Origin of the sequence: Micromonospora sp. NPDC005707, assembly GCF_040631005.1 — a bacterium.
Classification (GTDB): Bacteria; Actinomycetota; Actinomycetes; order Mycobacteriales; family Micromonosporaceae; genus Micromonospora.
In genome coordinates this window covers 65844-90512 of the sequence record NZ_JBEXYR010000009.1, presented here as the reverse complement: position 1 = coordinate 90512, position 24669 = coordinate 65844, and the positions used below count along the sequence as shown (strand labels likewise).

The 24669-nt window shown below is 75.2% G+C and carries 24 protein-coding genes; 11 read left to right on the top strand and 13 right to left on the bottom strand.

All coding sequences use genetic code 11. The features are described 5' to 3' along the window. Positions 1-2 precede the first annotated feature (2 nt). From ABZ452_RS19895 to ABZ452_RS19885, 3 genes are read right to left on the bottom strand one after another with little or no spacing between them, the layout of a single operon-like run. Positions 3-2552 (bottom strand): glycosyltransferase family 39 protein, encoded by a 2550-nt coding sequence (locus ABZ452_RS19895; RefSeq protein WP_357944791.1) that lies wholly within the window; start codon positions 2550-2552, stop codon positions 3-5. A 45-nt stretch (positions 2553-2597) separates the two neighbouring features. Next, positions 2598-4109 carry an ATP-binding protein gene (locus ABZ452_RS19890; protein ID WP_357944788.1) on the bottom strand — a complete coding sequence of 504 codons (1512 nt, stop codon included), beginning with the start codon at positions 4107-4109 and terminating at the stop codon, positions 2598-2600. Continuing rightward, the gene (locus tag ABZ452_RS19885; protein WP_357945349.1) at positions 4087-4827 is read right to left on the bottom strand and encodes a response regulator transcription factor; all 741 of its coding nucleotides are present in this window, start codon (positions 4825-4827) and stop codon (positions 4087-4089) included. Before ABZ452_RS19885 ends, ABZ452_RS19890 begins: the two co-directional genes overlap by 23 nt. A gap of 184 nt (positions 4828-5011) precedes the next feature. Here ABZ452_RS19885 and ABZ452_RS19880 point away from each other — a divergent pair, with 184 nt between their 5' ends. Together ABZ452_RS19880 and ABZ452_RS19875 are read left to right on the top strand one after the other, a co-directional pair. Next, positions 5012-5911 (top strand): SDR family oxidoreductase, encoded by a 900-nt coding sequence (locus ABZ452_RS19880; RefSeq protein WP_357944785.1) that lies wholly within the window; start codon positions 5012-5014, stop codon positions 5909-5911. Next, positions 5908-6705: an alpha/beta fold hydrolase gene (locus tag ABZ452_RS19875; protein ID WP_357944783.1), complete on the top strand. Its 798-nt coding sequence runs from the start codon at positions 5908-5910 to the stop codon at positions 6703-6705. Before ABZ452_RS19880 ends, ABZ452_RS19875 begins: the two co-directional genes overlap by 4 nt. A 6-nt stretch (positions 6706-6711) precedes the next feature. Here ABZ452_RS19875 and ABZ452_RS19870 read toward each other — a convergent pair whose 3' ends face one another. Further along, positions 6712-6930, bottom strand: a complete 219-nt coding sequence (locus tag ABZ452_RS19870) for a hypothetical protein (protein ID WP_357945347.1) — start codon at positions 6928-6930, stop codon at positions 6712-6714. Between the two features lie 159 nt (positions 6931-7089). Between ABZ452_RS19870 and ABZ452_RS19865 the strand changes: the two genes are divergently transcribed. Together ABZ452_RS19865 and ABZ452_RS19860 are read left to right on the top strand one after the other, a co-directional pair. Then, positions 7090-8034, top strand: a complete 945-nt coding sequence (locus tag ABZ452_RS19865) for a serine/threonine-protein kinase (protein WP_357944781.1) — start codon at positions 7090-7092, stop codon at positions 8032-8034. Between the two features lie 75 nt (positions 8035-8109). Then, positions 8110-8538 (top strand): OsmC family protein, encoded by a 429-nt coding sequence (locus tag ABZ452_RS19860; RefSeq protein WP_151464846.1) that lies wholly within the window; start codon positions 8110-8112, stop codon positions 8536-8538. Positions 8539-8543: 5 nt separating this feature from the next. Here ABZ452_RS19860 and ABZ452_RS19855 read toward each other — a convergent pair whose 3' ends face one another. Further along, positions 8544-9494, bottom strand: a complete 951-nt coding sequence (locus tag ABZ452_RS19855; RefSeq protein WP_357944777.1) for an endonuclease/exonuclease/phosphatase family protein — start codon at positions 9492-9494, stop codon at positions 8544-8546. Between the two features lie 331 nt (positions 9495-9825). Here ABZ452_RS19855 and ABZ452_RS19850 point away from each other — a divergent pair, with 331 nt between their 5' ends. Next, entirely contained in the window at positions 9826-10662 is an 837-nt protein-coding gene (locus tag ABZ452_RS19850) for a hypothetical protein (RefSeq protein ID WP_357944774.1), read from the top strand. Positions 10663-10669: 7 nt separating this feature from the next. Here ABZ452_RS19850 and ABZ452_RS19845 read toward each other — a convergent pair whose 3' ends face one another. From ABZ452_RS19845 to ABZ452_RS19825, 5 genes are all read right to left on the bottom strand, one after another. Next, complete coding sequence (locus ABZ452_RS19845; protein ID WP_357944772.1) at positions 10670-11158, bottom strand: ATPase; 489 nt, start codon at positions 11156-11158, stop codon at positions 10670-10672. A 120-nt stretch (positions 11159-11278) separates the two neighbouring features. Next, positions 11279-11725 carry a response regulator gene (locus ABZ452_RS19840; protein ID WP_357944769.1) on the bottom strand — a complete coding sequence of 149 codons (447 nt, stop codon included), beginning with the start codon at positions 11723-11725 and terminating at the stop codon, positions 11279-11281. A 73-nt stretch (positions 11726-11798) separates the two neighbouring features. Next, positions 11799-12146, bottom strand: a complete 348-nt coding sequence (locus ABZ452_RS19835) for an STAS domain-containing protein (RefSeq protein ID WP_357944766.1) — start codon at positions 12144-12146, stop codon at positions 11799-11801. Positions 12147-12234: 88 nt separating this feature from the next. After that, the gene (locus ABZ452_RS19830; RefSeq protein WP_357944763.1) at positions 12235-13284 is read right to left on the bottom strand and encodes a cobalamin-dependent protein; all 1050 of its coding nucleotides are present in this window, start codon (positions 13282-13284) and stop codon (positions 12235-12237) included. Continuing rightward, positions 13281-15029, bottom strand: a complete 1749-nt coding sequence (locus tag ABZ452_RS19825; protein ID WP_357944761.1) for a PP2C family protein-serine/threonine phosphatase — start codon at positions 15027-15029, stop codon at positions 13281-13283. Before ABZ452_RS19825 ends, ABZ452_RS19830 begins: the two co-directional genes overlap by 4 nt. Before the next feature lie 255 nt (positions 15030-15284). Between ABZ452_RS19825 and ABZ452_RS19820 the strand changes: the two genes are divergently transcribed. Both ABZ452_RS19820 and ABZ452_RS19815 read left to right on the top strand, forming a co-directional pair. Continuing rightward, the gene (locus ABZ452_RS19820) at positions 15285-15629 is read left to right on the top strand and encodes an STAS domain-containing protein (RefSeq protein WP_357944759.1); all 345 of its coding nucleotides are present in this window, start codon (positions 15285-15287) and stop codon (positions 15627-15629) included. 46 nt (positions 15630-15675) lie between these two features. Continuing rightward, positions 15676-16023 (top strand): STAS domain-containing protein, encoded by a 348-nt coding sequence (locus ABZ452_RS19815; protein WP_357944756.1) that lies wholly within the window; start codon positions 15676-15678, stop codon positions 16021-16023. A gap of 64 nt (positions 16024-16087) precedes the next feature. Here the strand turns inward: ABZ452_RS19815 and ABZ452_RS19810 are convergent, their stop codons facing one another. Continuing rightward, a complete protein-coding gene (locus tag ABZ452_RS19810; protein WP_357944753.1) occupies positions 16088-16402 on the bottom strand; it encodes a hypothetical protein in 315 nt (104 codons plus the stop codon). Positions 16403-16587: 185 nt separating this feature from the next. Between ABZ452_RS19810 and ABZ452_RS19805 the strand changes: the two genes are divergently transcribed. The 3 genes from ABZ452_RS19805 (at position 16588) to ABZ452_RS19795 (ending at position 19590) form a co-directional block, all read left to right on the top strand. Further along, entirely contained in the window at positions 16588-17559 is a 972-nt protein-coding gene (locus ABZ452_RS19805) for a DUF2267 domain-containing protein (RefSeq protein ID WP_357944751.1), read from the top strand. A 70-nt stretch (positions 17560-17629) separates the two neighbouring features. After that, positions 17630-18421: a fused MFS/spermidine synthase gene (locus ABZ452_RS19800; RefSeq protein WP_357944749.1), complete on the top strand. Its 792-nt coding sequence runs from the start codon at positions 17630-17632 to the stop codon at positions 18419-18421. A gap of 41 nt (positions 18422-18462) precedes the next feature. Beyond that, the gene (locus ABZ452_RS19795; protein ID WP_357944746.1) at positions 18463-19590 is read left to right on the top strand and encodes an AI-2E family transporter; all 1128 of its coding nucleotides are present in this window, start codon (positions 18463-18465) and stop codon (positions 19588-19590) included. A gap of 15 nt (positions 19591-19605) precedes the next feature. On the opposite strand, the gene ABZ452_RS19790 is transcribed toward ABZ452_RS19795, so the two are convergent. Both ABZ452_RS19790 and ABZ452_RS19785 read right to left on the bottom strand, forming a co-directional pair. Next, positions 19606-20904: an NAD(P)/FAD-dependent oxidoreductase gene (locus tag ABZ452_RS19790; RefSeq protein ID WP_357944744.1), complete on the bottom strand. Its 1299-nt coding sequence runs from the start codon at positions 20902-20904 to the stop codon at positions 19606-19608. 42 nt (positions 20905-20946) lie between these two features. Then, a complete protein-coding gene (locus tag ABZ452_RS19785; RefSeq protein WP_357944741.1) occupies positions 20947-23097 on the bottom strand; it encodes a glycogen debranching N-terminal domain-containing protein in 2151 nt (716 codons plus the stop codon). Positions 23098-23210: 113 nt separating this feature from the next. Between ABZ452_RS19785 and ABZ452_RS19780 the strand changes: the two genes are divergently transcribed. Beyond that, complete coding sequence (locus tag ABZ452_RS19780; protein ID WP_357944738.1) at positions 23211-24659, top strand: M20/M25/M40 family metallo-hydrolase; 1449 nt, start codon at positions 23211-23213, stop codon at positions 24657-24659. Positions 24660-24669 lie beyond the last annotated feature (10 nt).

The window sequence follows — 24669 nt, the reverse complement described above, 5'->3', positions numbered from 1 at the left end:
GCTCAGCCCTGCTCTCCGCTGCTCAGGTCGTACACGGTCACGCCGTCGACGGTTCGCGCCGTGAAGGTCTCGGCCACCCACGCGGCGATCTCCGCGGACGCGTTGCTGCCGCCGTTGGCCCGGAACCCGCCGCCGCCGATGAAGTAGTGGATCCGCCCGTCGGTGACGTACCGCTGGAACTGGGCGAGGGTCGGGGACGGGTCGCTGCCGTTGAAGCCGCCGATCGGCATCACCGGCTCGCGGGTGGCGAGCTGGTAGCCGGAGGCGTTGTTCGAGCCGACCGTCGCGGCGACCCAGGTGTAGTCGTCCGCGTCGGCCTGCAGCAGCGCCTTCAGTTCGGCGCTCGGCTCGCGGGCGTCGAGCAGCCCGCCCATCCCGCCGCCGCGCTGCGACCGCCCGTCACCGGGAAGCTGCCCGCTCGTCCCGTCCTGCCCCGTGCCGGTCTGGCCGGAGCCAGTCTGGCCGGAGCCGGTCTGGCCGCCGGGAAGGCCGGGGAGTTGGCCGGTGCCGCCCGGGAAGGCCGGGAACTGGCCGCTGCCGCCCGGCGCGGCGCCACCGTTCGGCCCGGTGCCGCCCGGCACCCCGCCGTTCTGCCCGCCTGACGCGGCGCCGCTGTTCTGCCCGCCTGACGCGGCGCCACCGTTCTGCCCGCCTGACGCGGCGCCGCCGTTCTGCCCGCCCGGGAGGCCGGGGAACTCGCCGCCGGGGAACTGCATGCCGCCCGGCATCCGGCCGCCGCCCGGGAAGCCGCCGCGGCCGCCGGGGCCGAAGCCGCCCTGCACGGCGGGGCCGGCGCTGGGGATCGAGCCGGTGTGCGGGGTCGCCGCCGTCTGCAGCGCGTACGCCACCGGGCCGGCGAGCGCGGTCGCCGCCCCCAGGGCCAGCAGCACCGGCGCCGCGCGGCGGGGCAGCCGGTCGACGAGGACCAGCAGCGCGGCGGCGGCCAGGCCGGCCACCAGCACGGCGGTGCGCAGCCACGGGTACCAGTCGGCGCTGCGGCCGAGCAGGTGCCAGGACCACCAGGCGGTGACGGCCAGGGCGCCGGCCAGGATCACGGTCGCGACGAACCCGCGCCGCCCGCTGCCTGCGGTCGGCCCACTCGTCGGGACTGCCGGCGCGGCCGCCGCGGCCGGCGCGGCCGGAGCAGCCGGAGCAGCCGGAGCGGCTGCCGCCGGCGGAGCGGTGACCAGCGGGGCTGCGGTCGGGGCATGCGGGCTGGCGACCGCCGGGGTGTGCCGAGGGGTGGGCGGGGTCGGGACGGCCGGGGTGTGCCGAGGGGTGGGCGGGGTCGGGACGGCCGGCGTGGTCCGGGCCCGCCAGAGCAGGGTCGCTCCGATGCCGACCAACGCGCCGACCGCCGGCGCCAGGGCCACCGTGTAGTACGCGTGGAAGATCCCGGACATGAAGCTGAAGATCAGCCCGGTGACCAGCAGCCAGCCGCCCCACAGCAGCAGCCCGGCCCGGGTCCGGTCGGTACGCGCCGCCCGCCCGGCCAGCCACAGCCCGGCGACGAGCAGGATCAGCGCGGCCGGCAGCAGCCAGGAGATCTGGCCGCCGACCTCGGCGCCGAACATCCGCAGCAGTCCGGACTGCCCGGAGAACGGGCCGCCGCCGCCCGGGCGGCCGGCGCCGCCGACGCTGCCCTCCTCGTCCCCGGTGATCCGGCCGAGGCCGTTGTAGCCGAGGGTCAGCTCCAGGATGCTGTTGTGCTGCGAGCCGCCGATGTACGGGCGGGCGCTCGCCGGGACCAGCTCCACGACGGCCACCCACCAGCCGGCGGCGACCACCACGGCCAGCCCGGAGAGCAGCAGCTGACGCACCCGCCGCCAGAAGCCGGTCGGCGCGGCCAGCAGGTAGACGCCGGCGAACACCGGGATCACCAGGAACGCCTGGAGCATCTTGGTGAGGAAGCCGAGGCCGACCAGCGCGCCGGTCAGCGTGATCCACCGGGTGCTCGCCGTCTCGACCGCGCGCACCGTGGCGTAGGCGGCGGCGACCAGCAGGAACACCAGCAGGGCGTCGGGGTTGTTGAACCGGAACATCAGCGTGGCCACCGGGGTGACCGCGAGCACCGCGCCGGCCAGCAGGCCGGCGACCGGCCCGTACCAGCGGCGTACGGCGGCGTGCAGGACGCCGACGGAGGCGACGCCGAGCAGGGCCTGCGGCACCAGGATCGACCAGCTGCTCAGCCCGAAGAGGCGGACCGAGAGGGCCATCAGCCAGAGCGAGGCGGGGGTCTTGTCGACGGTGATCGAGTTGGCCGCGTCCGAGGAGCCGTAGAAGAAGGCCGTCCAGCTCTCCGAGCCGGCCTGCACGGCCGCCGAGTAGAACGCGTTGCCCCACCCGGAGGCGCCGAGGCCCCAGAGGTAGAGCACCGCGGTGGCCAGGAGCAGGCCGAGCAGGGCCGGTCGCGTCCAGCGCGGGTCGAGACGGGGCGGCCCGGCCGGCGGCTGCGCCGGGGTCCGGACCGGTTCCGGGGCGGGCGCGGGGGCCGGGTCGGTCGCGGGCGACCCGGCCGAGGGCGCGGTCAGCAGGCTCTCTGTTCTGTCCATGCCGGCAAGCCTCGGGCGACCCGCTGACCCGCCACCGTGAGCGGCCTATGCGTCGGCTGTGGATCCGGGCAGCCGCACCGTGAAGGTGGTCCGGCCGGGCCGGCTCGCCACCGCGACCTCGCCATGGTGGGCCTCGACCACGGCGGCCACGATGGCCAGGCCGAGGCCGGTGCTGCCGTGCGCCCGGGAGCGGGAGCTGTCGCCGCGGGCGAACCGCTCGAAGACCTCCGGTTGCAGCTCCTCGGGAATGCCGGGGCCGTCGTCGGTGACGCTCAGCTCGACGCCGCCGGGCACCGGCGTGAGCCGGGTGGTCACCGTGGTGCCGGGCGGGGTGTGCACGCGGGCGTTGGCGAGCAGGTTGGCCAGCACCTGGTGCAGCCGGTGGGCGTCGCCGGTTACGCTCACCGGCTCGTCGGGCAGGTCGAGCTGCCAGCGGTGCTCAGGGCCGGCCACGTGCGCGTCGCTGACCGCGTTGACCACCATGACGGTGAGGTCGACCGGCTCGGCCGCGAGCGGGCGGCCGGAGTCGAGACGGGCGAGCAGCAGCAGGTCGTCGACGAGGCTGGTCATCCGGGTGCCTTCCGACTCGACCCGGCGCAGGGCGTGTGCCACGTCCGGCGGCACCTCGTCCCGGCCGCGCCGGGCCACCTCGGCGTAGCCGCGGATGGCGGCCAGGGGGGTGCGCAGCTCGTGGCTGGCGTCGGCGACGAACTGGCGTACCCGGGTCTCGCTGGCCTGCCGGGCGGCGAGCGCCGCGGCGACGTGGCCGAGCATCCGGTTGAGGGCGCCGCCCACCTGCCCGACCTCGGTACGCGGGTCGGTGTCGGCCGCCGGGACCCGCACCGACAGGGCCACCTCGCCCCGGTCCAGTGGCAGCTCGGTGACCCGGGCGGCGGTGGCGGCGACCCGGTTCAGCGGGCGCAGCGCGGCCCGGACGATCAGCGCGCCGAGGCCACCGGCGACGACCAGCCCGGCGGTGACCAGCCCGGCCTGGGCGACCAGCACCCACATGACCGTTTCCTCCACCCCGGACAGCGGGACGGCGAACACGAGGACATCGCCGTCGGCCGCCTGATGGGCGACGGCCCGGTAGTCGCCGTGACCTCCGATGTCCACGGTGCGGGGCCGCCCGTCGGTGGGTTGCCCGACCACGTCCGAGACCTGCTCGGCCGGCAACGACTCGACCAGGCGCGCGCCGGTCCGGATCTTTCCGCAGACCACCTGACCGTCCCGGACCCGCACGGCGACCGAGTCCACCGGGAAGCCCGGCGGTGGCTGCAGCGCCTCGCACTCCCCGGCGTCGCCGGGCCGCCCGGGCGTCGGCTGGTCGCGGAAGATGTCGGGCACGTTCTCACGCCGGCGGTCACCGGCGGTGATCTGGTCGTCGACCTGGCCGATGAGGAAGTGCCGCAGGGCGATGGTGGTCAGGCCGCCGATGCCGATGCTGACCAGGGCGAGCAGCCCCACCACGGAGAGCACCAGCCGGCGGCGCAGCGACCACCCGGCCAGCCGTTGCCGCAGCCGCCCGCCCCGGTCACTCCGCGGGCTTGAGGACATAGCCCGCCCCGCGCAGGGTGTGGATCATGGGCTCCCGGCCGGCGTCGATCTTCTTGCGCAGGTACGAGATGTACAGCTCGACCACGTTGGCCTGGCCGCCGAAGTCGTAGTTCCAGACCCGGTCGAGGATCTGCGCCTTGCTCAGCACCCGGCGCGGGTTGCGCATGAGGTAGCGCAGCAGCTCGAACTCGGTGGCGGTGAGGTTGACGAGGTCGCCGCCGCGGCGTACCTCGTGGCTGTCCTCGTCGAGGCTGAGGTCGCCGACGGTCAGCACGGCCTCCTCGCGGGCGGCGACCGCGAACCCGGAGCGGCGCAGCAGGGCGCGCAGCCGGGCGATCACCTCTTCGAGACTGAACGGCTTGGTGACGTAGTCGTCGCCGCCGACGGTGAGCCCGGCGATGCGCTCCTCGACCGCGTCCCGCGCGGTCAGGAAGAGCACCGGCACGGTGGGCGCCTGCTCGCGCAGCCGGCGCAGCACCTGGAAGCCGTCCAGGTCCGGGAGCATCACGTCGAGCACCACGGCGTCGGGCTTGACCTGCCGGGCCGCGCTGATCGCCGCCATCCCGTTGCCGGCGGTGGTGACCTGCCAGCCCTCGTAGCGCAGCGCCATCGAGAGCAGGTCGGTGAGCGTCGGCTCGTCGTCCACCACCAGCACCCGCACCGGTTCGCCGTCCGGTCGGCGCAGTTCGATCCGGCCCTGTGCGGCCTGCCCGTTCATGACCATGCTCCCATCGTGGGCGCACCCGCTGTACCGGGCCTGTCCCGATCCTGTGTACCAGCTGTGCGGGCTGATCGGCGGGATCTGCGCGGATCGGAATGGCTGGCCGGGCGGTTCGTCCGGGCCTGGCGCGGACGCGCCGGCGACCCTTCCCCAGCACGCTACCCGGTGGTAACTTGCCGGCATGTCCATCGATGGCGCCGCGGCCGGACGGCTCGCCGGCAAGGTGGTGCTGGTGACCGGAGCGGCCCGGGGCATCGGCGAGCACACCGCCCGGCTCGCCGCCGCCCGGGGCGCGCGGCTGGCCCTGGTCGGGCTGGAACCCGACCGCCTCGCGGCGCTCGCCACCGAGCTGGGTCCCGGCCACGTCTGGTTCCGCGCCGACGTCACCGACCAGGCCGAGTTGGCCGCCGCTGTCGACGGCACGGTCACGGAACTGGGCGGCATCGACGCGGTGGTGGCGAACGCCGGGGTCGCCAACCGGGGCACCATCGCCGTCGGCGACGTCGAGGCGCTGGTCCGCACGGTCGAGGTGAACCTGATCGGCGTGATGCGCACCGCGGCGGCGACCGTGCCGGCACTCACCGCCCGCCGGGGCTACCTGCTGATCGTCTCCTCCGCCGCCGCGTTCGCGGCGCTGCCCGGCATGGCCGCCTACTGCGCCTCCAAGGCCGGCGTCGAGCACTTCGGCACGGCCATCCGGCTGGAGCTGGCGCACCGCGGGGTGGCCGTGGGCACGGCGCATCCGTCCTGGGTGGACACCGACCTGGTCCGCGAGGCGCGGGCCGACCTGCCGGCGTTCGAGACGGCGCTCGCGAAGCTGCCCTGGCCGATGCGACGGACCACCACCGTGCAGGAGTGCGCGGAGGCGTTCGTCCGGGCGATCGAGCGCAGGCGGCGCCGGGTCTACGTGCCACGCGCCGTCGGCGGCGTGCAGGCGGTCCGGTCGCTGCTGGTCAGCCCGCTCGCCGACCGGCTGGTCGGGCGGACCGCGAAGGAGACCGTCCCGCTGATCGAGGAGCAGACCCGGGCGCTGGGGCGGGGCTTCGGGCCGAGCACACCGTACGGGGAGACACGGCGATGACCGCCGCCGTGGAGGTCGTCTTCGAGCGGCGCGGGGCCGGCACGCCGCTGGTGCTGCTGCACGGCATCGGTCACCACTGGGCGGCCTGGTCGCCGGTGCTGGACCGGCTCGCCGAGGCGCACGACGTGATCGCCGTCGACCTGCCCGGGTTCGGCCGCTCGCCGGTGCCCGCCGCCGGCCTGCCCGCCGACATGCCCGGCCTGGTGGCCGGGATCGTCAAGCTGTTCGCCGCGCTGGGGCTGGACCGCCCGCACGTGGCCGGCAACAGTCTCGGTGGCGCCATCGCCCTGGAACTCGCCGCCGCCGGAGCGGTCTCCTCCGCCACCGCCCTCTCCCCCGCCGGCTTCTGCACCCCGCGCGAACTGCGCTGGGCGCTCACCGTGCTCACCCTGCACCGCAACGCCGCCCGGCTGCCCGAGCCGGTGCTGCGGTCGCTGTTCGCCAACCCGGCGCTGCGCACCCTCGCGCTGGGCATGATCCTGGCCCGGCCGAACCGGATGGCGCTGGCCGAGGCGCTGGCCGACGCGCGGGCGCTGCGCGAGGCGCGGGCGTTCCGCGCGGTGGCCCGCGCCGGCCGCGGGTACACGTTCGCCGGCGCGCCGACCGTGCCGGTGACGGTCGCCTGGGGCACCCGGGACCGGATCCTGCCCTACCGGCAGGCCGCGCTGGCCCGGACCAGACTGCCGGCGGCCCGGCACCTGGACCTGGCCGGCTGCGGGCACGTGCCGATGCACGACGACCCGGAGCTGGTCACCTCGGTCATCCTGCACACCACCGGCGCACGGGCGGCCTGACCGGGCTCACTCGGTGGCGCCGAACGGGTCGGTGCGCACGTACCGCATCGTCCAGTCGCCGCCGCCGTGGTGGTGGTCGCGCTCGTAGAGATGGTCGGCCTCGCCGCCGGGCGGCCGGTCCGGGTGGCGCAGGATCCACCGTGGCGGTGGCGCCCCGTCCGGGCCGGCGGGCAGGTCCCGGACCAGGTCGTCGGCGGGTCCGCCGACGAACCGCACGCGCACCATAGCCACCGGTCACCCTCCGCATCGCCGTCGACACACAGTCCCTGCTCGCGAAGCTACCCCGCGCCGGCCCCGCCCGCTGGCGGTAATCCCCGGCGGTTTGCCCTGCTCCGGGCCCGGGTAGCGAAGCGGAGGGGACCGAACGAGGGCGAGGAGTGGTCGATGAGGACGCTGGGCGGGCGGTACGAGCTCGAACGGCGGGTCGGCATCGGCGGGATGTCCGAGGTGTGGCGGGCGCACGACCTCGTGCTCGACCGGACCGTCGCCGTGAAGCTGATCTCGCCCGGGCTGGACGGGGAGGCCACCTCGGTGGACCGGATCCGGCGGGAGGCCCGCTCGGCCGCGCGGCTCGTGCACCCGAACGTGGCCAGCGTCCACGACTTCGGCACCGCCGCCCTGCCGGACGGCCGCGCGGTGCCGTACATCGTGATGGAGCTGGCCGAGGGCGAGACGCTCGCCGCCCACCTGCGCCGCGGCCGGCTCGACTGGCGGATCGCGGTGCGGGTCTGCGCCGAGGTGAGCGCCGCGCTGGCCGCGGCGCACACGCACGGCATCGTGCACCGCGACGTGAAGCCGGCGAACGTGATCCTCACCCCGGCGGGCGTGAAGGTGCTCGACTTCGGGATCGCCAGCCCGGCCGGCGCACCCGACCACACCCCGGACGGAATCGTGGTGGGCACGCCGGCGTACCTGGCGCCGGAACAGCTCGACCGGCAGCCGGCCACCCCGGCCGCGGACATGTACGCCCTGGGCGTGCTCCTCTACTACTGCCTGACCGGCCGGCTCCCGTACGCGGCCGACAGCACCACCCAACTGCTCGGCTCGGGCCGGCGCCGGCCGCCGGAGCCGCTGCCCGACATCGACGGGTTGCCGGCCGAGGCGGCCGACCTGTGCCGCCGCTGCCTCGCCGAGGATCCGGCCGCCCGGCCGACCAGCCTGATGGCCGCGTTGCTGCTCGCCGAGGTGGTGGACGCCCGGGTCTACGTGCCGATGGTCGCGTCGGCGCCCCGCCAGCGCACCGCGGTGTCGGCGTGGACCGACCAGGCGGCCGCCGAGGCGACCGAGGCGTTCGCCGTCGACGCGCAGCCGACCGGCCGGGCCGGCTGACGCCCGGCCTGCTCAGGCACGGTTTCGCCGGGCGGGGGCCGGGTAGCCGGGCGGGTGAGTGACGGGAGGAACGCGATGCCGGATCCGAGTTCCTGGCTGGCCGAGACGGCCACGGCGACCGCCGCGGGCGGTCACGTACGCACCGACGACGGCGGTCTCTCCTCCGCCCTGGCGTCCCCGCTGGCGCCGCACTGCACCGGCCTCACGCCGGAACAGCTCCTGGCCGCCGCGTTCGCCTCCTGCCTGCACCACGCGGCGGTGGAGGCGGCCGGTGAGATCACCGACGAGGCGCACACCGTCGAGGTGACCGCGGAGGCGAAGCTGGGCCGCGACGACGACGGCCGGTACCGGGCCGACGTGCACGCCGAGATCTCCTCGGCCGGTCTCACCCGCGAGCAGCTGGCCGACCTGGTCGCGCACGCCGACCGGCTCTGGCCGTTCTCCAGCGGCGACAACAGCCGGCACCGACTGACCGTCACGCCGGCGGAGAACGGCCGGCACTGACCGCTTCACCAGCGGAAACCGGCGGTCACCGCGCGGTGGTCGCTGTCCGGGGTGTGCAGCACCCCGGCCGCGGTGGGGGTGATCCCCCGGTAGAGGACGTGGTCCGGGCGGGTCACCGGGAGCCCCGCCGGCCAGGTAAAGCCGAAGCCCTGCCCGGCCTCGGCCTGGGCGTCGCCCAGCAGGCGGGTGAGCGGCCCGAAGACCCGGTCGGTGGTGGCGGTGTTCAGGTCGCCGAGCACCACGAGCCGCGGCGCGTCGTCGGCCCGGACGGTCGCGGCGAGCGCGGCGAGGGTCTCGTCCCGGGTGGCGGTGTGCCCGGCCCGGGCCGAGCCGAGGTGGACCACGTACACCGCCAGGTCGCCCTGCGGGGTGGCGACCACGGCCCGCAGGGCCCGCTCCCAACCGAGGCCGGTGTCGACGCCGTGCGCCTCGCGGATCGGCCAGCGGCTCCACAACGCGACGGTGGAGACCGCGGCCCGGTGCGGGTAGCGCGCGCCGAGCGCGGCGGCGACCCGTTCGCCGTCGTCCACCTCCTGGAGCCCGATGAGGTCCGGGGCGGCGTCGGCGAGGGCGCCGACCGTGGCGGCCGGGTCGGGATTGCCGGAGCGCAGGTTCTGGCTGGCGACCCGGAGCGAGGGCGCGCCCGCGCCGGCGGCCGGCGGCAGCCAGGCGCCGCCGTAGAGCGCCGCCCAGACCAGCGCCGGCAGCAGCACCACGAGCAGGGCCCGGCGGGACCGGCGCAGCAGCGCCGCGAGGGCGAGCAGGGGTACGCCGAGCCCGAGCAGCGGGGTCACGCTGTCCACCAGGCTGCCCAGGCCGTGCACGTTGGGCACCGCCCGGTGGCCGACGATGAGCAGGGCGAGCAGGACAGCGCACAGGCTGACGACCAGCCCCCGCCGGCCCTGGCGGCCGGCGGGCTCGCCGGCGGCCCGCTCATCGACCATCTGCTCCGTCACCGTCCGCATCGTATCGAGCGGCGGGACCTCCGGTGCCGGCGATCCGGACACGTCCGCCCGCCGGCGGCGTGGGCCCTCCGGCCGAGTGATGTACCCCCAGGTGGCGGGCGCATCCCTCGCCCGAACGGAGGAGGGCGGGGGGAACCGCCGAGAAGCGGATCATGCGCGAATTCTGCCCCGGACTTTCCGACATGAACGGAAAATGCGAAACGCGAGGATGATCGAATTCGTGGTGCACCGAGCGTAATGTGCGGGCGGATCATGGCAAATTGTGGCGCATGCCACCAACCACCCCGATGGCAAGCGCCGAGAAGCTTTCTAGCCTCGGCGGGTGCATCCCGATCATCCCGATAAGCAGCAGCCGACCGAGACGCGACCCGTTCGCCGTACGATCGACCCGGCATCAGCCGAACGGAGGATCGGGCGGCACCGGGCCCCGGAGCCGGCCCGCCGCGGGCCGGGCCGCTCCACCCCCGCCCGGGTCGCCGTCGCCACCGGCGTGACCTGCTGCCTCGGCCTGGTCGGCGTCGTCGGCGTGCGGGAGACCGGGCAGCCGCACGCCCCGGTCCGCGAGGCCCTCGCCGACCGGGCGGCCACCGAGCAGCGGGCCTCGCGGGACTTCGAGCGGGCCGCTCCGCCGGTCGCCGTGCCGGTCACCCCGATCCCGGCCGCCACCCCGAGCCCGACGCCCACGAAGAAGAAGACGCCGAAGAAGCCCGTCCGGCCCAAGCACCCCCGGCCCGTCGCCGGGCTCGACCAGCGGCAGATGGACAACGCCAAGGCGATCGTCGACGCCGGCCAGGCCATGAAGATGCCCCGCCGGGCGCTCGTGGTGGCCGTCGCCACCGCCATGCAGGAGAGCAACCTCTACAACCTGGCCAGCGACGTGCTCCCCGAGTCGTTCGACTACCCGCACCAGGGCAGCGGCTCCGACCACGACTCGATCGGCCTGTTCCAGCAGCGACCCAGCAGCGGCTGGGGCACCGTCGCCGAGATCATGCGCCCGGCGTACGCGGCCCGCGCCTTCTTCACCGCGCTGAAGGAGGTGCCCGGCTGGACGGAGCTCAGCCTCACCTCGGCCGCCCAGGCGGTGCAGGTCTCCGCCTTCCCCGACGCGTACGCCCAGCACGAGAAGCGGGCCACCACGGTGGTGGCGGCGCTGGTCTGAGCGACGCTCAGGCCGCGCTGCGCTCGGCGGCGCCGCCGGTGGGCACCCCCGCGGCCGCGGTCGGCGTGTCCGGCGGCACCGTGTCACCCCGTGCCCCGGCGAGGATCTCGTCGACGCGGGCCTCCCGCCGGCGCCGGGCCAGCAGCGCCGCCTCGAAGTCCCGGCGCGCCCGGACCGCCTCGGCGTACGCCTGCTCGCGTACCTGGCGGGCCTCCTCCCGGGCGGCCTCCAGCTCGCTGCGGGCCTCGGTCAGCAGCCTGGCCGCCTCCCGCTCGGCGGCCGTTCCGACGGCCCCGTCGCCGTCCACGGCGGCGGTGCGGCGGCGCAGGAAGTCGCAGAGGTGGGTGGCGTCCTCCCGGACCTGGTCCCACTCCCGGCCCGCGCCGGCGGCGCTCTCCGCGCGAGCCGCGAGCCGGACCAACCGGATGCCCAGCTCGTCCAGGCAGGAATCCACCTGCCGCTGGTCGTAACCGATGTCGACCACGGAGAACCTCATCTGTGTCGCCCCCCAGGCAGCTGGTGTCACTTCCCCACCTGACGATCCTGGGCGGCCGACGGGCACGGCCGCGGCGGTTCCCGCAAATTGTTCAGCATCCGGACGCCCGGACGAAAGGGCTCAGGGGTGCTTGGGGAGCACAACCACCCGGCCGAAGAACTCGTCGATGCGGCGCACCACGTCGTTGAAGTCGTCCAGGTCGATGGGCTTCGTCACGTACGCGTTGGCCTGGAGGGTGTAGCTGCCGAGGATGTCGGTGTCGGCGTTGGAGGTGGTGAGCACGACGATCGGGATGGTCCGCAGCTCCTCGTCCCGCTTGACCTCACCGAGCACCTGGCGCCCGTCCATGCGCGGCATGTTCAGGTCGAGCAGGATGACGTCGGGGCGCCGGGCCTCGGTGTGCCGGCCCTGGCGGCGGAGGAACTCCATCGCCTCCTGGCCGTCGTTGACCACGTCGATGACCTTCTCGACGTCCGAGTCCTCAAGGGCCTCCTCGATCATCAGGACGTCACCCGGGTCGTCGTCCACCACCAGGATACGAACGGGGCTCGGGGTGCCATGACCCATGGGACTACCTGCTTCGTCTCGGGAGGTGGAAGGCCGACGGCGAGGTCGACGGCCGGCGGGGAAATCTATCCGATCAGGAGGCGGCCGGGGTGGCCGGGTCGGCCGCCACCGCCTCGTGGCTCAGCACCTCGGCCAGCCCGGTCACCTGGAGCACCCGGGCCACCCGGCCGGTCGCCCCGGTGATCCGCAACCAGCCGCCCTTGGCGGCGACGAGGTTGTCGCCGCGGACGAACGCGGCGATGCCGGTGGAGTCGCAGAAGGTCAGCTCGCTGAGGTCCAGCAGCAGCTCACGGTGCCCCTCGGCGGCCAGCCGGTCGATGGCGGCGTTGAGCTCCGGCGCGGTGGCCAGGTCGAGCTCACCCGCGAGCCGGAGGTAGGCCGGACCGCCGTCCCGCTGGCCGTACGTGACGGTGAACGTCACCGTGGCCCCTCTCGCTCCCACCGCAGGCCGACCCTTGCAGTGCAGCAAGTATACGCAGGTCTCCCCGGCGCGCCCGCACCCTGACCGGTCAGCGCCCCGGCGCGGCGGACAGCCCGCCGACCAGCGCGCGGGCTCGGTCGAGGAACCGGGCCGCCCGGGGGAAGTCCCGCAGCCGTTGTCCATAGTGGTCGAGGGTCAGCCCGACCGCGCCGGCCGGGACCCGGCGGCTGACCAGGATCGCCACCAACCACTCGACGAACTCGGTGAAGAGGGTCTCGTCGTCGACGTAGAGGGCGGCGGCGAGGAAGTCGACGATGTAGCCGAGATCGCTGACGGTCGAGTCGAGCTGCGCCGGCGTGTAGTCGCGCACCCCGGGCACCCGCTCCCGCAGGTCGGCCAGGGCGCTGTCGATCAGCTCACCGCGCCGCTTGGCCAGGCTCGTGTACTCGTCGTCGGCGAGGTGGTCGAGCCGGGCCGGCGGGACCGCGCGCAGCGCCCGCTCGTCGGCGACCAGGTCCGCCGCGGTCGGCGCGTCCGGCGCCCACGGCACGCCCAGCACCCGGGCCCAGCGGCCGTCGCCGCCGAAGCCGCGGCCGCCGACCACCACCGGCACGTCCGAGCGGCGGCACGCCTCGATCATCCGGTGCGCGTGCGGCAGCCGCATGGGCAGCGCGCAGGCCAGGGCCACCGCGTCCGCGTCGTAGCGGTGCAGATAGGACACCAGGTGCGCGGCCGGCACGCTGGCGCCGAGGAAGGTGATCTGCCAGCCGCGCAGCCGCAGCACCTCGGCCACCAGCCGGGCGGGCAGGGCGTGCCACTCCCCGTCCATGCAGGCGACCACGATCCGGCCGCGGGTCGGGCGGGGATTCGCGTACGCGGCGACGGCCGCCACCACCCGCTCGCTGATGTGGGTGGCGGCGTGCTCCTGGGCCACGCTCCACTCGTCGCGCGCCCACCGCTCCCCCACCTCGGCCTGCGCCGGGGCGACCAGCTCCAGCAGCACCCGCTCGGCCGGCACACCGGACTCCAGCAGCCCGAGGGCCACCTCGACGGCGGCGTGCTCGTCGGCCTCCGCCAGGCACTCCAGATAGCCGGGGAAGGCGTGGGCCGGGTCGGCCCCGGTGGTCGTCGCGGTCACGCGTCGGTCTCCCTCGTCCGGTCGGCGCCGGTCGGGCCGGGCACCACGTGCAGGTGGCGGCCGGGGCGGACCGGGCCGGTCGCCCGCAACGCGAGCACCGCGATGTCGTCGTGGTCGCCGTGACCGAGCCAGTCGCAGGTCACCTGCTCGACCCGCTCGGCCAGCGCCGGCGCCGGCATCCGGTGGCAGCCGGTCACCGCGTGCAGGAGCCGCTCGGGGCCGAACTGCTCGTCGCCACGCCGGCCGCCGCGCGCCTCGGTCACCCCGTCGCTGTAGAGCAGGCAGGTCTCGCCCGGGGCCAGCTGCACGGTCACCTCGCCGATCCGGGGATCCGGCACCACACCGATCAGCATCCCGCTCAGTGGCACCGGCTCGACCTCGCCGGAGGCCCGCAGCACCAGCGGCGGGAGGTGGCCGCCGCCGGCCATGGTCAGGGTGAGGCCGCCGTCGCGGTGCGGGCGCACCACACCCAGCACCATGGTGGCGAACCGGCCCTGCCCGTGCGCCTGGGTGGTCTCCAGCAACGCGTCGTTGAGCAGTTTGAGCAGCCGGCCCGGCTGCGACTCCACCCGGTGCAGCGCGTGCAGGCACTGGCGGAGCTGGCCGGTAAACACGGCCGCCTCGACGCCCTTGCCCGAGACGTCGCCGAGGAAGAAGACCGAGCCGCCGTCGACGAGCCGGTGCGAGCCGTAGAAGTCGCCGCCGATCCGCAACCCGGCCTGGGCCGGCCGGTAGGCGGTGCCCCACTGCACGCCCGGGGCCGCCGCGGGCTCGACGGGCAGGAGGCTGGCCTGGAGGGTGTCGGCGACCTCGGCCTGGTCGCGGTAGAGCAGCGCGGTGGTGAGCGCGGCGCCGGCCCGGGCCGCGAACGCGCGGACCAGGTCGAGGTCGGCGTCGTCGTACCAGCGGTTGGTCCGGCGGGCGACCAGCAGCACGCCGACCGGGGCCTCCCGGCCGGGCAACGGCACCACCCGCGCGGTGGCGCCGGCCGCGTCGAGACCAGACAGCCAGCCCGCCTCGACGGCCTGCTCCACCAGCCAGTCCAGGGCGTGCGGCTCGGCGCCGCCGAGCCCCTCCTCGATCGCCGACGGCAGCGCCGCGGCCGCGAGCACGCCGCTGTCCACGGCGGGCGCCTCGTCGTCCGCGCGCACCGCCCGCCACCAGCGGGCCCGGCCGGAGCGCGGGGTCAGCACCAGCACGGCGACGTCGGCCACCGTCGGCACGGCCAGCCGGACCACCGCGGCGGCGGCACGGTCGGGATGCAGGGGGTTGCCGAGCTTCTCGCCGACCACGGCGAGGAACGCCGAGCGGGCCCGCTCGGCGAGCAGCGCGTCGGCCCGGCTGACGCTCTCGGTGACGTCCTCGACGTACCAGCAGCGGCGGCCGGCGGAGAGCGCGACCCGCCGCAGGCGCAGCCGCCGGCCGTGATGGGTGAACTCGCCCGGGTCGTCGCCGCGCAGGGCGGGCACGCCGGCCGCGGCGAGCACCTCACCGGGCACCACCTCGGGGACCAGCCGCTCGGCGACCGGGCTGAGGTGCCGCACCACACCGTCGGCGTCGCAGACGATCAGACCCTCGCGGAAGTGCTCCACCACCGCCGACCAGTCGGGGGCGGCCGGGCCGCGGTCCGGGGCCAGGGGCGGCAGGGCCGGCGCGGCGGGCGACCACGCCCGAGCCCGTCTGGCGCCCGGCGTGGAGATCCGTCCGTCGCCCGGGTCAGCGCCCCTGACGTCGGCAGCAGTCACCAGCTGAGCCCCACTCCTGTCGATACCCGCGGTCCACGCGACACGGCGCGTGAGGTCAAATCTCTTCGCCCACCCTACGCCGGTGTACCGGTACCGCCACCCCACCGCTCATGCCCCGGCCTGCGGACGCGTCGCCCGGCGGGGCGGTTCCGGGGTTGTTACGATCCGGACGACCCGGCCCGAACGGCAGCCGCGAAAGGCGTGATGGTGGCACCCCGACGGAGAACGCCCGACGCGACACCGCTACACCTCTCCGTGGACCGCTCCGACCCCGACGCGCCGGTCATCAGGGTCGGCGGTGACCTCGCCTTCACCACGGCCGCCCCGCTGCGCACCGAGGTCGACCGGCTGCTGGCCGAGGCCCCCCGGACGCTCGTGCTGGACTTCCGCGACCTGCTCTTCATCGACAGCACCGGCCTGTCGGTGATCGTGCACGCCTGGCGGGACGGCCAGCAGGGCGGGACGGCCGTCGAACTGCGGGAGACGCCCCGCTTCCTGGCGACGATCCTCGACATGACCGGGGTCACCGGCCTCCTGTCCCGGCCGCAGCCCGACCGCCCGTCCGAGCGGCCCACGGCGGGCTCGTCCGCCCGTGCCTGAGCACCCTGGGGTTTCCGGGACCGGTCCGGGCTGGAAACATGACCCCATGCCCCCGCAGCTGCTGACCATCCAGGTGGACCGGCTCGACCCCGGACGTGCCCGGCTTCGGCTGACCGGCGAGCTGGACTTCGACACCGCGCCGGAGCTCGTCTCCGTCGCGGCCGAGCTGCGCCGCGACGGCTGCCGGGAGCTGCTCCTCGACTTCGCCGGGGTGGGGCTCTGCGACTCCTCCGGCCTCAGCGCCCTGGTGCTCATCCACCGGGCCGGCGACGGCCCCGTACACCTGGACGCCGTGACCCCGCAGGTGCGGCAGCTGCTGGACCGCACCGGGCTGGCCGAGCTGCTGGCCGTCCCGCCGGTCGGGGAGACCGCGACCACCCGCGACGTCGGCTGACCGCCCCCGGACGGGGGATGGCCCCCGACCCTGGGACCAGGGGCCGGGGGCCGGGGAGGATGGCTCAGGCGGCGGGAATGGCCTGCAGGCGCGGGCCGGACTCGCGCAGCTCCCCCACCGTGGGCGACGCCGCGTCCTCCGGCGTGCCCGAATCGGGCGTCTGGAACAGGTAACGGACGAACTCCCCACCCGCCTCGTTGTCGTCAGCTCCCGGCCACTGCCCCACACAGTCGACGCCGACGACCTCGCGCCCGCTGCCGTCGCTCTCCTCCAGCAGAGCCCAGAGGGTCACCGGGTAGCTGCGGGTGCCCTCCGGGTCGACCTGCCACCTCGCGTACCAGCCGGGCCGGGCGGGGACGATCTCCACGATCCGTTTCATGACGACCTGCCCTTCCGCTTGCGTCGGAAGTTCTTCCGGTCCACCACGATCGTGCGGCCCCCCGGGGTGACCGGTCCTCACCCGCAGCGAGTGAAGCCGGCCGGTCCGCCGGCAGCCGTTTCCTTCCCGCCAGCGCCGGGAAGGCGACCGGCGCAAGCGCAACCGACCAGGAACGAGGTGCGACGATGCGCAAGCAGATGGAGGGCGACAACCAGCGCCGCCGGGCCCTGGCCCGGGACGCCCGGGAACGCGGTCGGCGGCCCAGCCAGATCGGCGCCAGCCTGAGCGCGTCCAAGCAGATCACCTCGCTGGACCAGCGCGAACGGTCCGGCCCGCCGCCGGCTGGCCGGCACAAGCCGGACACCACGCGCGGCGGTCCCGCGCCGCCGCCAGCGGCCGTGGCGGAGCGCCCGCGCCCGCTGCCGGACGAGCAGCCCGCCCCGGTGACCACCCTGGGCTACCGGGACCTCGTCGGCGACGTGAGCCGGCGGGCGGGGGTCGACTTCTCCACCGCCAAGGTGGCGGCGGAGGCGACCGTGCTCGCGTTGGCCTGGGCGCTCGACGAGGCCGAGCGGGAGCGGCTGCTCGAGGCCGTGCCGGTGAAGCTGCACGACGTGGTGCCGGTGGACGGCGTCGAGCGGCGGCACGACCTGCCCGGCTTCCTCGCCGAGGTGGGCCGGCGCAGCCGCCTCACCCCGGAGCAGGCCCGCTACCAGGCGCAGGCCACCCTGGCCGCGCTGGCCGACGCGGACGGCGAACTCGTCGAGTCGCTGCGCGTACCCGACGGGTTGCGGGACCTGCTCGCGCCGCCGGCGGCCGGCGGCGGCCTGGTGGGCGCGACGTCCGCCACCGCCCCGCTGGACGAGCAGGAACTGCGCGACGCGCTCGGCCGGCTGCCGTACTGGTCCAGCGACCGGCAGTCGCTGGTACGCACCATCGAGCTGCCGAACGGCAACCTGGACCGGGTGCTCGACCGGCTCGACCTGCTCCGGAGCGAGACCGGGCGCGGCCCGCAGATCGGCCGGCCCGACCCGGACAGTGCCGTGCTCACGGTGCGCAGCCAGCAGGTCGACGGGGTGACGGCGTCGGACGTGGACCTGGCCGGGCGGATCGATGACGCGATCGACGAGGCCGGTGCCGGGATGGCCGCCGGCTGAGCCGCGGGCGGTCCGGGCCGGCGGGCGCCACGCCCGCCGGCCCGGCGTGCGCCGGGTACCGTTGCCCGCCGTGGAGAGCGACGCCGAGGCCCTGGAGATCGTCGTGGACCCGGCCCGGCCCACCGGCCGGACGCTGCTCGCCGCCGGGGTCGAGCAGTCCTACGTCGACCTCGCGGACCCGCGCCACCTGCACTTCGAGTACGTGCGGCGGATGGCCGCCGTGCTCGACCTGGCCGCGCCGCCGGGCCGGCCGCTGACCGTCCTGCACCTGGGCGGCGGGGCGCTCACCCTGCCCCGCTGGCTGGCCGCCACCCGGCCCGGCTCACCCCAGCGGGTGATCGAGCGGGACCCGGCGGTGGTCGACCTGGTCCGCCGCGAGCTGCCCCCGGTGCCGCCCGAGGTGGTCGTCGAGATCGGCGACGCCCGGGACGCGGTCACCACCGCCCCGGCCGGGGCGTACGACGTGGTGCTCGCCGACGTCTACCGGGGCGCCCGGATGCCCCGGCACGTGGCCAGCGTGGAGTTCGCCGCCGAGGTGGCCCGGGTGCTCCGCCCGGACGGCGTCTTCCTGGTCAACGTCACCGACCTGCCGCCGCTGGTGCACACCCGGGCCCAGGTGGCCACGCTGCGGGCGGTCTTCGCCGACGTCTGCCTGGTCGCCGACCGGCGGATGCTGCGCGGCCGGCGGTACGGCAACCTGGTGCTCGCCGCGGCCACCCGCCCTGACCGGCTGCCGGTACGCCGGCTCGTCGCCCGGGCCGCCGGTGATCCGGTGCCGGGCGGCGTGCTGCACGGGGCGACCCTGGACGCCTTCGTCGCCGGCACCCGGCCGGCCACCGATGCCACCCTCGCCGAGCGCTGACCGGCGGGTTTCCACCGGTGCCGGGCGGGTAGCCGCGCCGGATGAGCAGAGCCGACGACCGGTCCACCGCCCGCCGGGCGCTGATCGTGATCGGTCTGGTGCTCGCCACGCTGCTCGGGCTGGCGCTGGTCTGGGCCACCCGGCGGGTGCTGGTCTGGGGCCTCGTCGCGGCGTTCTTCGCGGTGGCCCTGAACCCCCTGGTCAACCGGGTGGAACGGCGGCTGGTCCGGCGCCGGGCACTGGCCACCCTGCTGGTCTTCCTGGCCACCTTCGTGCTGCTGGCCGCGCTGGGCGCGATGATCGTGCTGCCGCTGGCCGACGAGCTGGGCCGGTTCGCCGACCGGGCGCCGGAGCTGCTCCGCGAGGCGCGCGCCGGGCGGGGACCGCTCGGCGAGGTGCTCAACCGGTTCCACCTGCTCCGGTACGCCGACACCCACGCGGACCAGATCGAGCGCTACGGCTCCCGGCTCGGGCAGCCCGCGGTCGGGGTGCTCCGGGGCGTGCTCGAGATCGTCGCGGCGGTGCTCACCGTGGTGGTGCTGGCCTACCTGATGGTGCTGGAGGCGCCGAAGATCATCGCCGGCACGCTCCAGCTCATCGGCGACGGTGCGGCGGAGCGGCTGCGGCGCATCGGCCGGGACTCGTCCCGGATCATCACCGGCTACCTGAGCGGCAACCTGCTGATCAGCGTCATCTGCGGCGGCCTGACGTTCGCGGTGCTCTTCCTCGTCGGGGTGCCGTTCGCCGGGGTGATCGCCCTGGTGGTCGCGCTGGCCGACCTGGTGCCGCTGGTCGGGGCCACCATCGGGGCCATCGTCGCGGCCGGGGCCGGGTTCCTGCACTCCCCCACCGCCGGCGTGGTGGTGCTGGTCTTCTTCGTGGTCTACCAGCAGGTCGAGAACCACCTGCTGCAACCGGTCATCATGGCCCGCGCGGTCCGGCTCAACCCGTTGACCGTCCTGGTGAGCGTGCTGCTCGCCGCCGAGCTGGCCGGCCTGGTGGGCGCCCTGCTGGCCATCCCGGTGGCCGGGATCGCGCAGGTCCTGCTGCGCGAGTTCGCCCGCGCCGGGCGGCAGGCCCTGGCCGTCCCGGCCGTCGCCGGCCCGGAAGGGCGTCCGGCCGGCGGCCACACTCCCGGAGACGGGAAGGCGCCACCGGCCGGCGGTTGATCCGCGCGGACCCGTTCAGCGGCGGTGCACCACCTCGGGCGACTCGCTCTCCAGCGGCACCGCGTTCGCCGGCACCAGGCCGAGCTGCACGGCCGGCCGGGGCAGGGCGGCGTCGAGCAGCCAGTCCGCGCCGACCCGGGCCCGGTTGCTCGGCATGGCATAGAGGTGGTAGCCGCGGGTGACCGCCTTGGCCGGCAGGCCGGCGAGCGGCACGTGCAGCGGGTTGGCCGCCGCTTCCTTGCCGCCCAGGTCGACCACCCAGCCCAGGTCACGGTGCTTGTACGACTTCCGGGTGCCCTGCCCGTAGGAGGCGGCGATGTTGCGCGCGGCGAGCTTGCCCTGCCGCTGCGCGTGCTGGGCGGTCATCGCGCACACCTGCCCGGGGCGGGTCGGATCGGGCACGGCCGCCGCGTCGCCGCAGGCGAACACCTCCGGGTAGCCGGGGACGTTGAGGTACTCGTCGGTCACGAGGCGCCCCTTCTCGGTGCGCAGCCCCAGCTCGGCCACGAACGGGTCCGGGCGCACCCCGACGCACCAGACCAGGCTGCACGTCGGGACGTACTCGCCGTCGGTGAGCAGCACCCCGTCCGGGGTGGCCTCGGAGACCGAGGTGCCCATACGCACGTCGACGCCGCGCCGGCGCAGCACCCGGTCGGCGGTGACGGAGAGGCGCTGGTCCAGCTCGGGCAGGACGCGCGGGGCCACGTCCAGCAGCATCCAGCGGGGGCGCACCTTGAGGTGGGGCCGCTGGGCCATCATCCGGTCGGTGAAGAGCTGCCCGTGCGCGGCCACCTCGGTGCCGGTGTAGCCCGCGCCGACCACCACGAACGTGGTCCGGGACCGCTGCTCGACCGGGTCCTCGGCCAGCTCGGCCAGCTCGAGCTGGCGGATCACGTGGTCATGCAGGTAGAGCGCCTCGGGCAGGCCGCGGAAGCCGTGCGCGTACTCGGTCACGCCGGGGATCGGCAGCAGCTTGTTGACGCTGCCGACGGAGAGCACCAGCCGGTCGTACGCGAGCTGGCCGTGGTCCCCCTCGGCGGAGCGGTAGCCGACCCAGCGGTTCTGCAGGTCGACCCGGTCCGCCTCGCCGATGACCACGCGGACGCCGTCGAGGGTGCCGGCCAGCGGCACGGAGATCCGGGTGGGCTCGACCACCCCGGCGGCGACCTCGGGCAGCAGCGGCAGGTAGAGGAAGTAGTCGGTCGTGTTCAGCAGGACGATCTCGGCCCGCTTGCCGGCCATCCGGCTCAACGCCTTCGCCGCGTGGTATCCGGCGAACCCGGCCCCCACGATCACCACACGAGGTTTCGTCATGCCTGCTGCCGTTCCCGTCGAGGACCCCGACAAACGTGGCCGTCAGCCGGGGGCGAGCCGGACGTACCCGGTCCGGCCGACCGCCTCGAGGTCCCAGCAGCGGCCGAACGCGCGGACCCGCTCGCTGGTGATCCGGCCCAGCTCCGGTGGGATGTCTGGGTCGATCTCCAGCCGCCCGTCCACGGGGTTCAGGTTGAGGATGGCCCGGACCAGGGCCAGCGGCGCGCCGGAGGCCCAGGCCTGCGGGCTGCAGGCGGTGGGGAACGGCACGGCGAAGATCGTCCCTTCCCGGACGGAGCCGCTGAGCGCCTCGGGGAGCCGGTAGCCGAACTGCTCGGCCGCGTCGAGCAGGGCCATGGTGATCCGGTTGGCCTCGGCCCGGTAGCCGTACCGGACCAGCCCGAGGGCCGCGATCGAGTTGTCGTGCGGCCAGACGGTGCCGGCGTGGTAGCCGAGGGCGTTGAACAGGCGGTCCTCACGGGACAGGGTGCGGATGCCCCAGCCGGAGAACATGTCCTCGTGCATGAGCTGGCGCACCACCGCCCCGGCGCGCTCCGGTGGGACGATGCCGCTCCACAGCAGGTGTCCCATGTTGGAGGTCTTCGAGTCGATCGGGGTCTTGTCGCCGTCCAGGCCGACCGCGTAGAAGCCGCCCCGCTCGTCGAGCCAGAAGTCCCGGTTGAACCGCTCGTGCAGCCGGGCCGCGTCCGCGCGCAGCCGGGCGGCCAGCGGCGGGTCGGCCAGCGGGCCGTCGGCCAGCTCCGCCAGGCGCAGCTTCGCGTCGTAGGTGTAGCCCTGGATCTCGCTGCTGGCGATCGGCAGCACCGGGATGCGGCCGTCGGAGAAGCTGACCCCGTCCGGGGAGTCCCGCCAGCACAGGTTGCCCAGCCCCTCCGGCGAGCGGGTGGCGTACTCGACGTAGCCGTCGCCGTCCCGGTCGCCGTAGTCGTCGATCCAGTGCAGCGCGGCGAGCGCGTGCCCGCGCAGGAGGCGGACGAGGTCGTCGTCGCGGCTCCACCGCCAGTACTCCGACAGCAGGATCAACCAGAGCTGGGTGGCGTCCGCCGTGCCGTAGTACGGGGTGAACGGCTTGACGCCGGTGCGGGCCAGCTCGCCGCTGCGCACCTCGTGGAGGATCCGGCCGGGTTCCTCGTCGGTGAAGTCGTCGCAGCGGGTGCCCTGCAGCCGGGCGAGCGCCAGCAGCGCACCGCGGGCCAGGGACGGGCCCGCCGCCAGCGTCTGGTACGCGGTGATCAGCGTGTCCCGGCCGAAAACCGTCAGGAACCAGGGCAGCCCCGCCCCGGGCAGCATGATCCGCTGTCCCTTGACCTCCAGGTCGAGGCGCAGCGCGGACAGGTCGTAACGGGACTTGCGGGTGACCCGTTCCAGCACCGGGTTGTCGGAGTCCAGGATCGCCCGGCTCTCGGTCCAGCGCCGCAGCGGGTCGTCGGCCCGGCCGTGCAGCACGTCGCCGATGTCGCCGCGCACCGGCTCCACCACGCCCGGCCCGGGCGGCAGCGGCACCTCCAGGTCGACCCGCCACTCCTGCCGGGGCTGCAGTTCGACCTCCCAGACCAGTTCGTCGCCCTCCACCCGGTCCGGCGGCACCGAGCAGCGCACGTCGGTGCGGGCCCGGAAGCCGTTGCGCTCATACCGGAAGGACAGCGCCGCGCCGTCGGCGCCGTGCCGGCGCACGGTGTCGGCCGACCGGTCGGGTACTCCGGACTTGACCTCGAAGAGGTCGGCGAAGTCGGCCGCGACGGCGAGCCGCAGCTCGACCCGCGCCGGTTCGGTCCGGTAGGACATCAGCTCGATCCGCTCCTGGAAGCTCTCCCCGACGAACCGCAACCGCCGCGCGCCGAGGCTGTTCGGCGGCAGACCGGGCAGCTCGGGATTGGTGAGCACGAACTGCGCCGAGTAGTGGTCGACGGTCTGCGAGCGCAGCGCCAGGAACGCGCCGCCGTTGACCGTGAGCATCCAGCTGCTGAGCAGGCGGGTGTCGAGGTGAACCAGCCCGCCGATGCTGCCGGAAGGCACGTCCCCGCACCGGTCGGAGTACAGAAACGACGGGCCGCTGAGCACCGCGATCGAGTCGGGGCCCAGCTCCGGCGGGACGGCCCGCTGGTCGGCGGTCTGGCTGGCGGCGACGAGACCGGGCATCGGATCGGCGGGAGTCGGACGTGCGACGGCCATGCCTCCCACCGTAGGAGCGGTGATCACGCAGCGTCATCACCCACTCCGGGTGAACACTCCATCCGCGGTCGCCTATATGGACAAGTGTCACCATCAGGGGCGAGGATGCCCAGATGGGAACCCACGAGACCGCCGGGGGTCGGCCCACGAGGTCCACCCGGCGCACCTTCCTCACCGCCTCCGCCGCCGCCACCGCCGCCACCGTCGCCGCTCCGCTGACCGCCACGCCGGCCGCCGCCGGCGGCACCGACGCGCCGCCCGGCCCGGGGCGCCCCGCCCGGCCGCAGCCTCCGGGCCGGGAGCTGACCGCGCTGCTGCGCGAGATCGACCGGGACCGGATCGAGGCCACCGTCCGCCGGCTCGCCGCGTTCGGCACCCGGCACACGCTCTCGGACCAGGACGATCCGGTACGCGGCATCGGCGCCGCCCGGGACTGGATCCACGCCCAGCTCACCGGGTTCGCCGCCGCCTCCGGTGGCCGGATGACCGTCGCACTCCAGTCGTACGTGCAGCCGCCCGCCTCCCGGATCCCGACTCCCACCACCATCACGAACGTGGTGGCCACCCTGCGCGGCGACACCGCTCCGGACCGGGTCTACGTGATCACCGGCCACTACGACTCGCGGGCCACCGATGTCATGGACGCGGTCAGCGACGCTCCGGGCGCCGACGACGACGCCTCCGGCGTGGCCGTCGTGATGGAACTGGCCCGGGTGCTGGCCTCCCGGCGCACCGAGGCCACCATCGTCCTCGCCGCGGTGGCCGGCGAGGAGCAGGGGCTGTACGGCTCGGCGTACCTGGCCGGGCAGCTCAAGGCGGCCGGGGTGGACGTCCAGGGGATGTTCAGCAACGACATCGTCGGGAGTAGCACCGCCGACGACGGCACCCGCGACCCGCGCGTCGTCCGGCTCTTCGCCGAGGGTGTGCCGACGTCCGAGACCCCGGCCGAGGCGAGCGTGCGGCAGTCCGTCGGCGGCGAGAACGACTCGCCGTCCCGGCAGCTGGCCCGGTTCGTGTCCGACGTGGCGGACAACGGCGCGACCGGAATGCGGGTCCGGGTGATCTACCGCCGGGACCGCTACCTGCGCGGCAGCGACCACATCTCGTTCCTGCGCGAGGGCTGGCCGGCCGGGCGCTTCACCGAGCCGAACGAGGACTTCGCCCACCAGCACCAGGACGTCCGGGTGGTCGACGGCGTCCAGTACGGCGACCTGCCGGAGTTCTGCGACTTCGACTACATCACCCGGGTGGCCCGGGTGAACGGCGCGACGCTCTGGTCCCTGGCACAGGCGCCGGGCACCCCGAAGGGGGTCACCGTCGTCACCACGAACCTGACCAACGACACCACCCTGCGCTGGCAGCGCGGCACCGAACCGGACCTCGCCGGCTACGAGGTGGTGTGGCGGGAGACCACCGCCGCCGAGTGGCAGAAGGTGCTGCCGGTGGGCGACGTCACCGAGGTGACGATCGACCTGTCGAAGGACAACGTGTTCTTCGGCGTCCGGGCGGTGGACCGGGCCGGGCACCGCAGCCCGGTGGCGTTCCCGAAGCCGGGCAGCTGACCCACCGTGC

Excerpts from the sequence above, each read along its gene's own strand:
- ABZ452_RS19840 (WP_357944769.1), bottom strand. The coding sequence starts at position 11,725 with ATGGGTCATGGCACCCCGAGCCCCGTTCGTATCCTGGTGGTGGACGAC.
- ABZ452_RS19860 (WP_151464846.1), top strand. The coding sequence starts at position 8,110 with ATGCCGGATCCGAGTTCCTGGCTGGCCGAGACGGCCACGGCGACCGCC.
- ABZ452_RS19810 (WP_357944753.1), bottom strand. The coding sequence starts at position 16,402 with ATGAAACGGATCGTGGAGATCGTCCCCGCCCGGCCCGGCTGGTACGCG.
- ABZ452_RS19895 (WP_357944791.1), bottom strand. The coding sequence starts at position 2,552 with ATGGACAGAACAGAGAGCCTGCTGACCGCGCCCTCGGCCGGGTCGCCC.
- ABZ452_RS19865 (WP_357944781.1), top strand. The coding sequence starts at position 7,090 with ATGAGGACGCTGGGCGGGCGGTACGAGCTCGAACGGCGGGTCGGCATC.
- ABZ452_RS19815 (WP_357944756.1), top strand. The coding sequence starts at position 15,676 with ATGCCCCCGCAGCTGCTGACCATCCAGGTGGACCGGCTCGACCCCGGA.
- ABZ452_RS19795 (WP_357944746.1), top strand. The coding sequence starts at position 18,463 with ATGAGCAGAGCCGACGACCGGTCCACCGCCCGCCGGGCGCTGATCGTG.
- ABZ452_RS19890 (WP_357944788.1), bottom strand. The coding sequence starts at position 4,109 with ATGTCCTCAAGCCCGCGGAGTGACCGGGGCGGGCGGCTGCGGCAACGG.
- ABZ452_RS19880 (WP_357944785.1), top strand. The coding sequence starts at position 5,012 with ATGTCCATCGATGGCGCCGCGGCCGGACGGCTCGCCGGCAAGGTGGTG.
- ABZ452_RS19885 (WP_357945349.1), bottom strand. The coding sequence starts at position 4,827 with ATGAACGGGCAGGCCGCACAGGGCCGGATCGAACTGCGCCGACCGGAC.
- ABZ452_RS19875 (WP_357944783.1), top strand. The coding sequence starts at position 5,908 with ATGACCGCCGCCGTGGAGGTCGTCTTCGAGCGGCGCGGGGCCGGCACG.
- ABZ452_RS19790 (WP_357944744.1), bottom strand. The coding sequence starts at position 20,904 with ATGACGAAACCTCGTGTGGTGATCGTGGGGGCCGGGTTCGCCGGATAC.
- ABZ452_RS19870 (WP_357945347.1), bottom strand. The coding sequence starts at position 6,930 with ATGGTGCGCGTGCGGTTCGTCGGCGGACCCGCCGACGACCTGGTCCGG.
- ABZ452_RS19805 (WP_357944751.1), top strand. The coding sequence starts at position 16,588 with ATGCGCAAGCAGATGGAGGGCGACAACCAGCGCCGCCGGGCCCTGGCC.
- ABZ452_RS19845 (WP_357944772.1), bottom strand. The coding sequence starts at position 11,158 with ATGAGGTTCTCCGTGGTCGACATCGGTTACGACCAGCGGCAGGTGGAT.
- ABZ452_RS19785 (WP_357944741.1), bottom strand. The coding sequence starts at position 23,097 with ATGGCCGTCGCACGTCCGACTCCCGCCGATCCGATGCCCGGTCTCGTC.
- ABZ452_RS19780 (WP_357944738.1), top strand. The coding sequence starts at position 23,211 with ATGGGAACCCACGAGACCGCCGGGGGTCGGCCCACGAGGTCCACCCGG.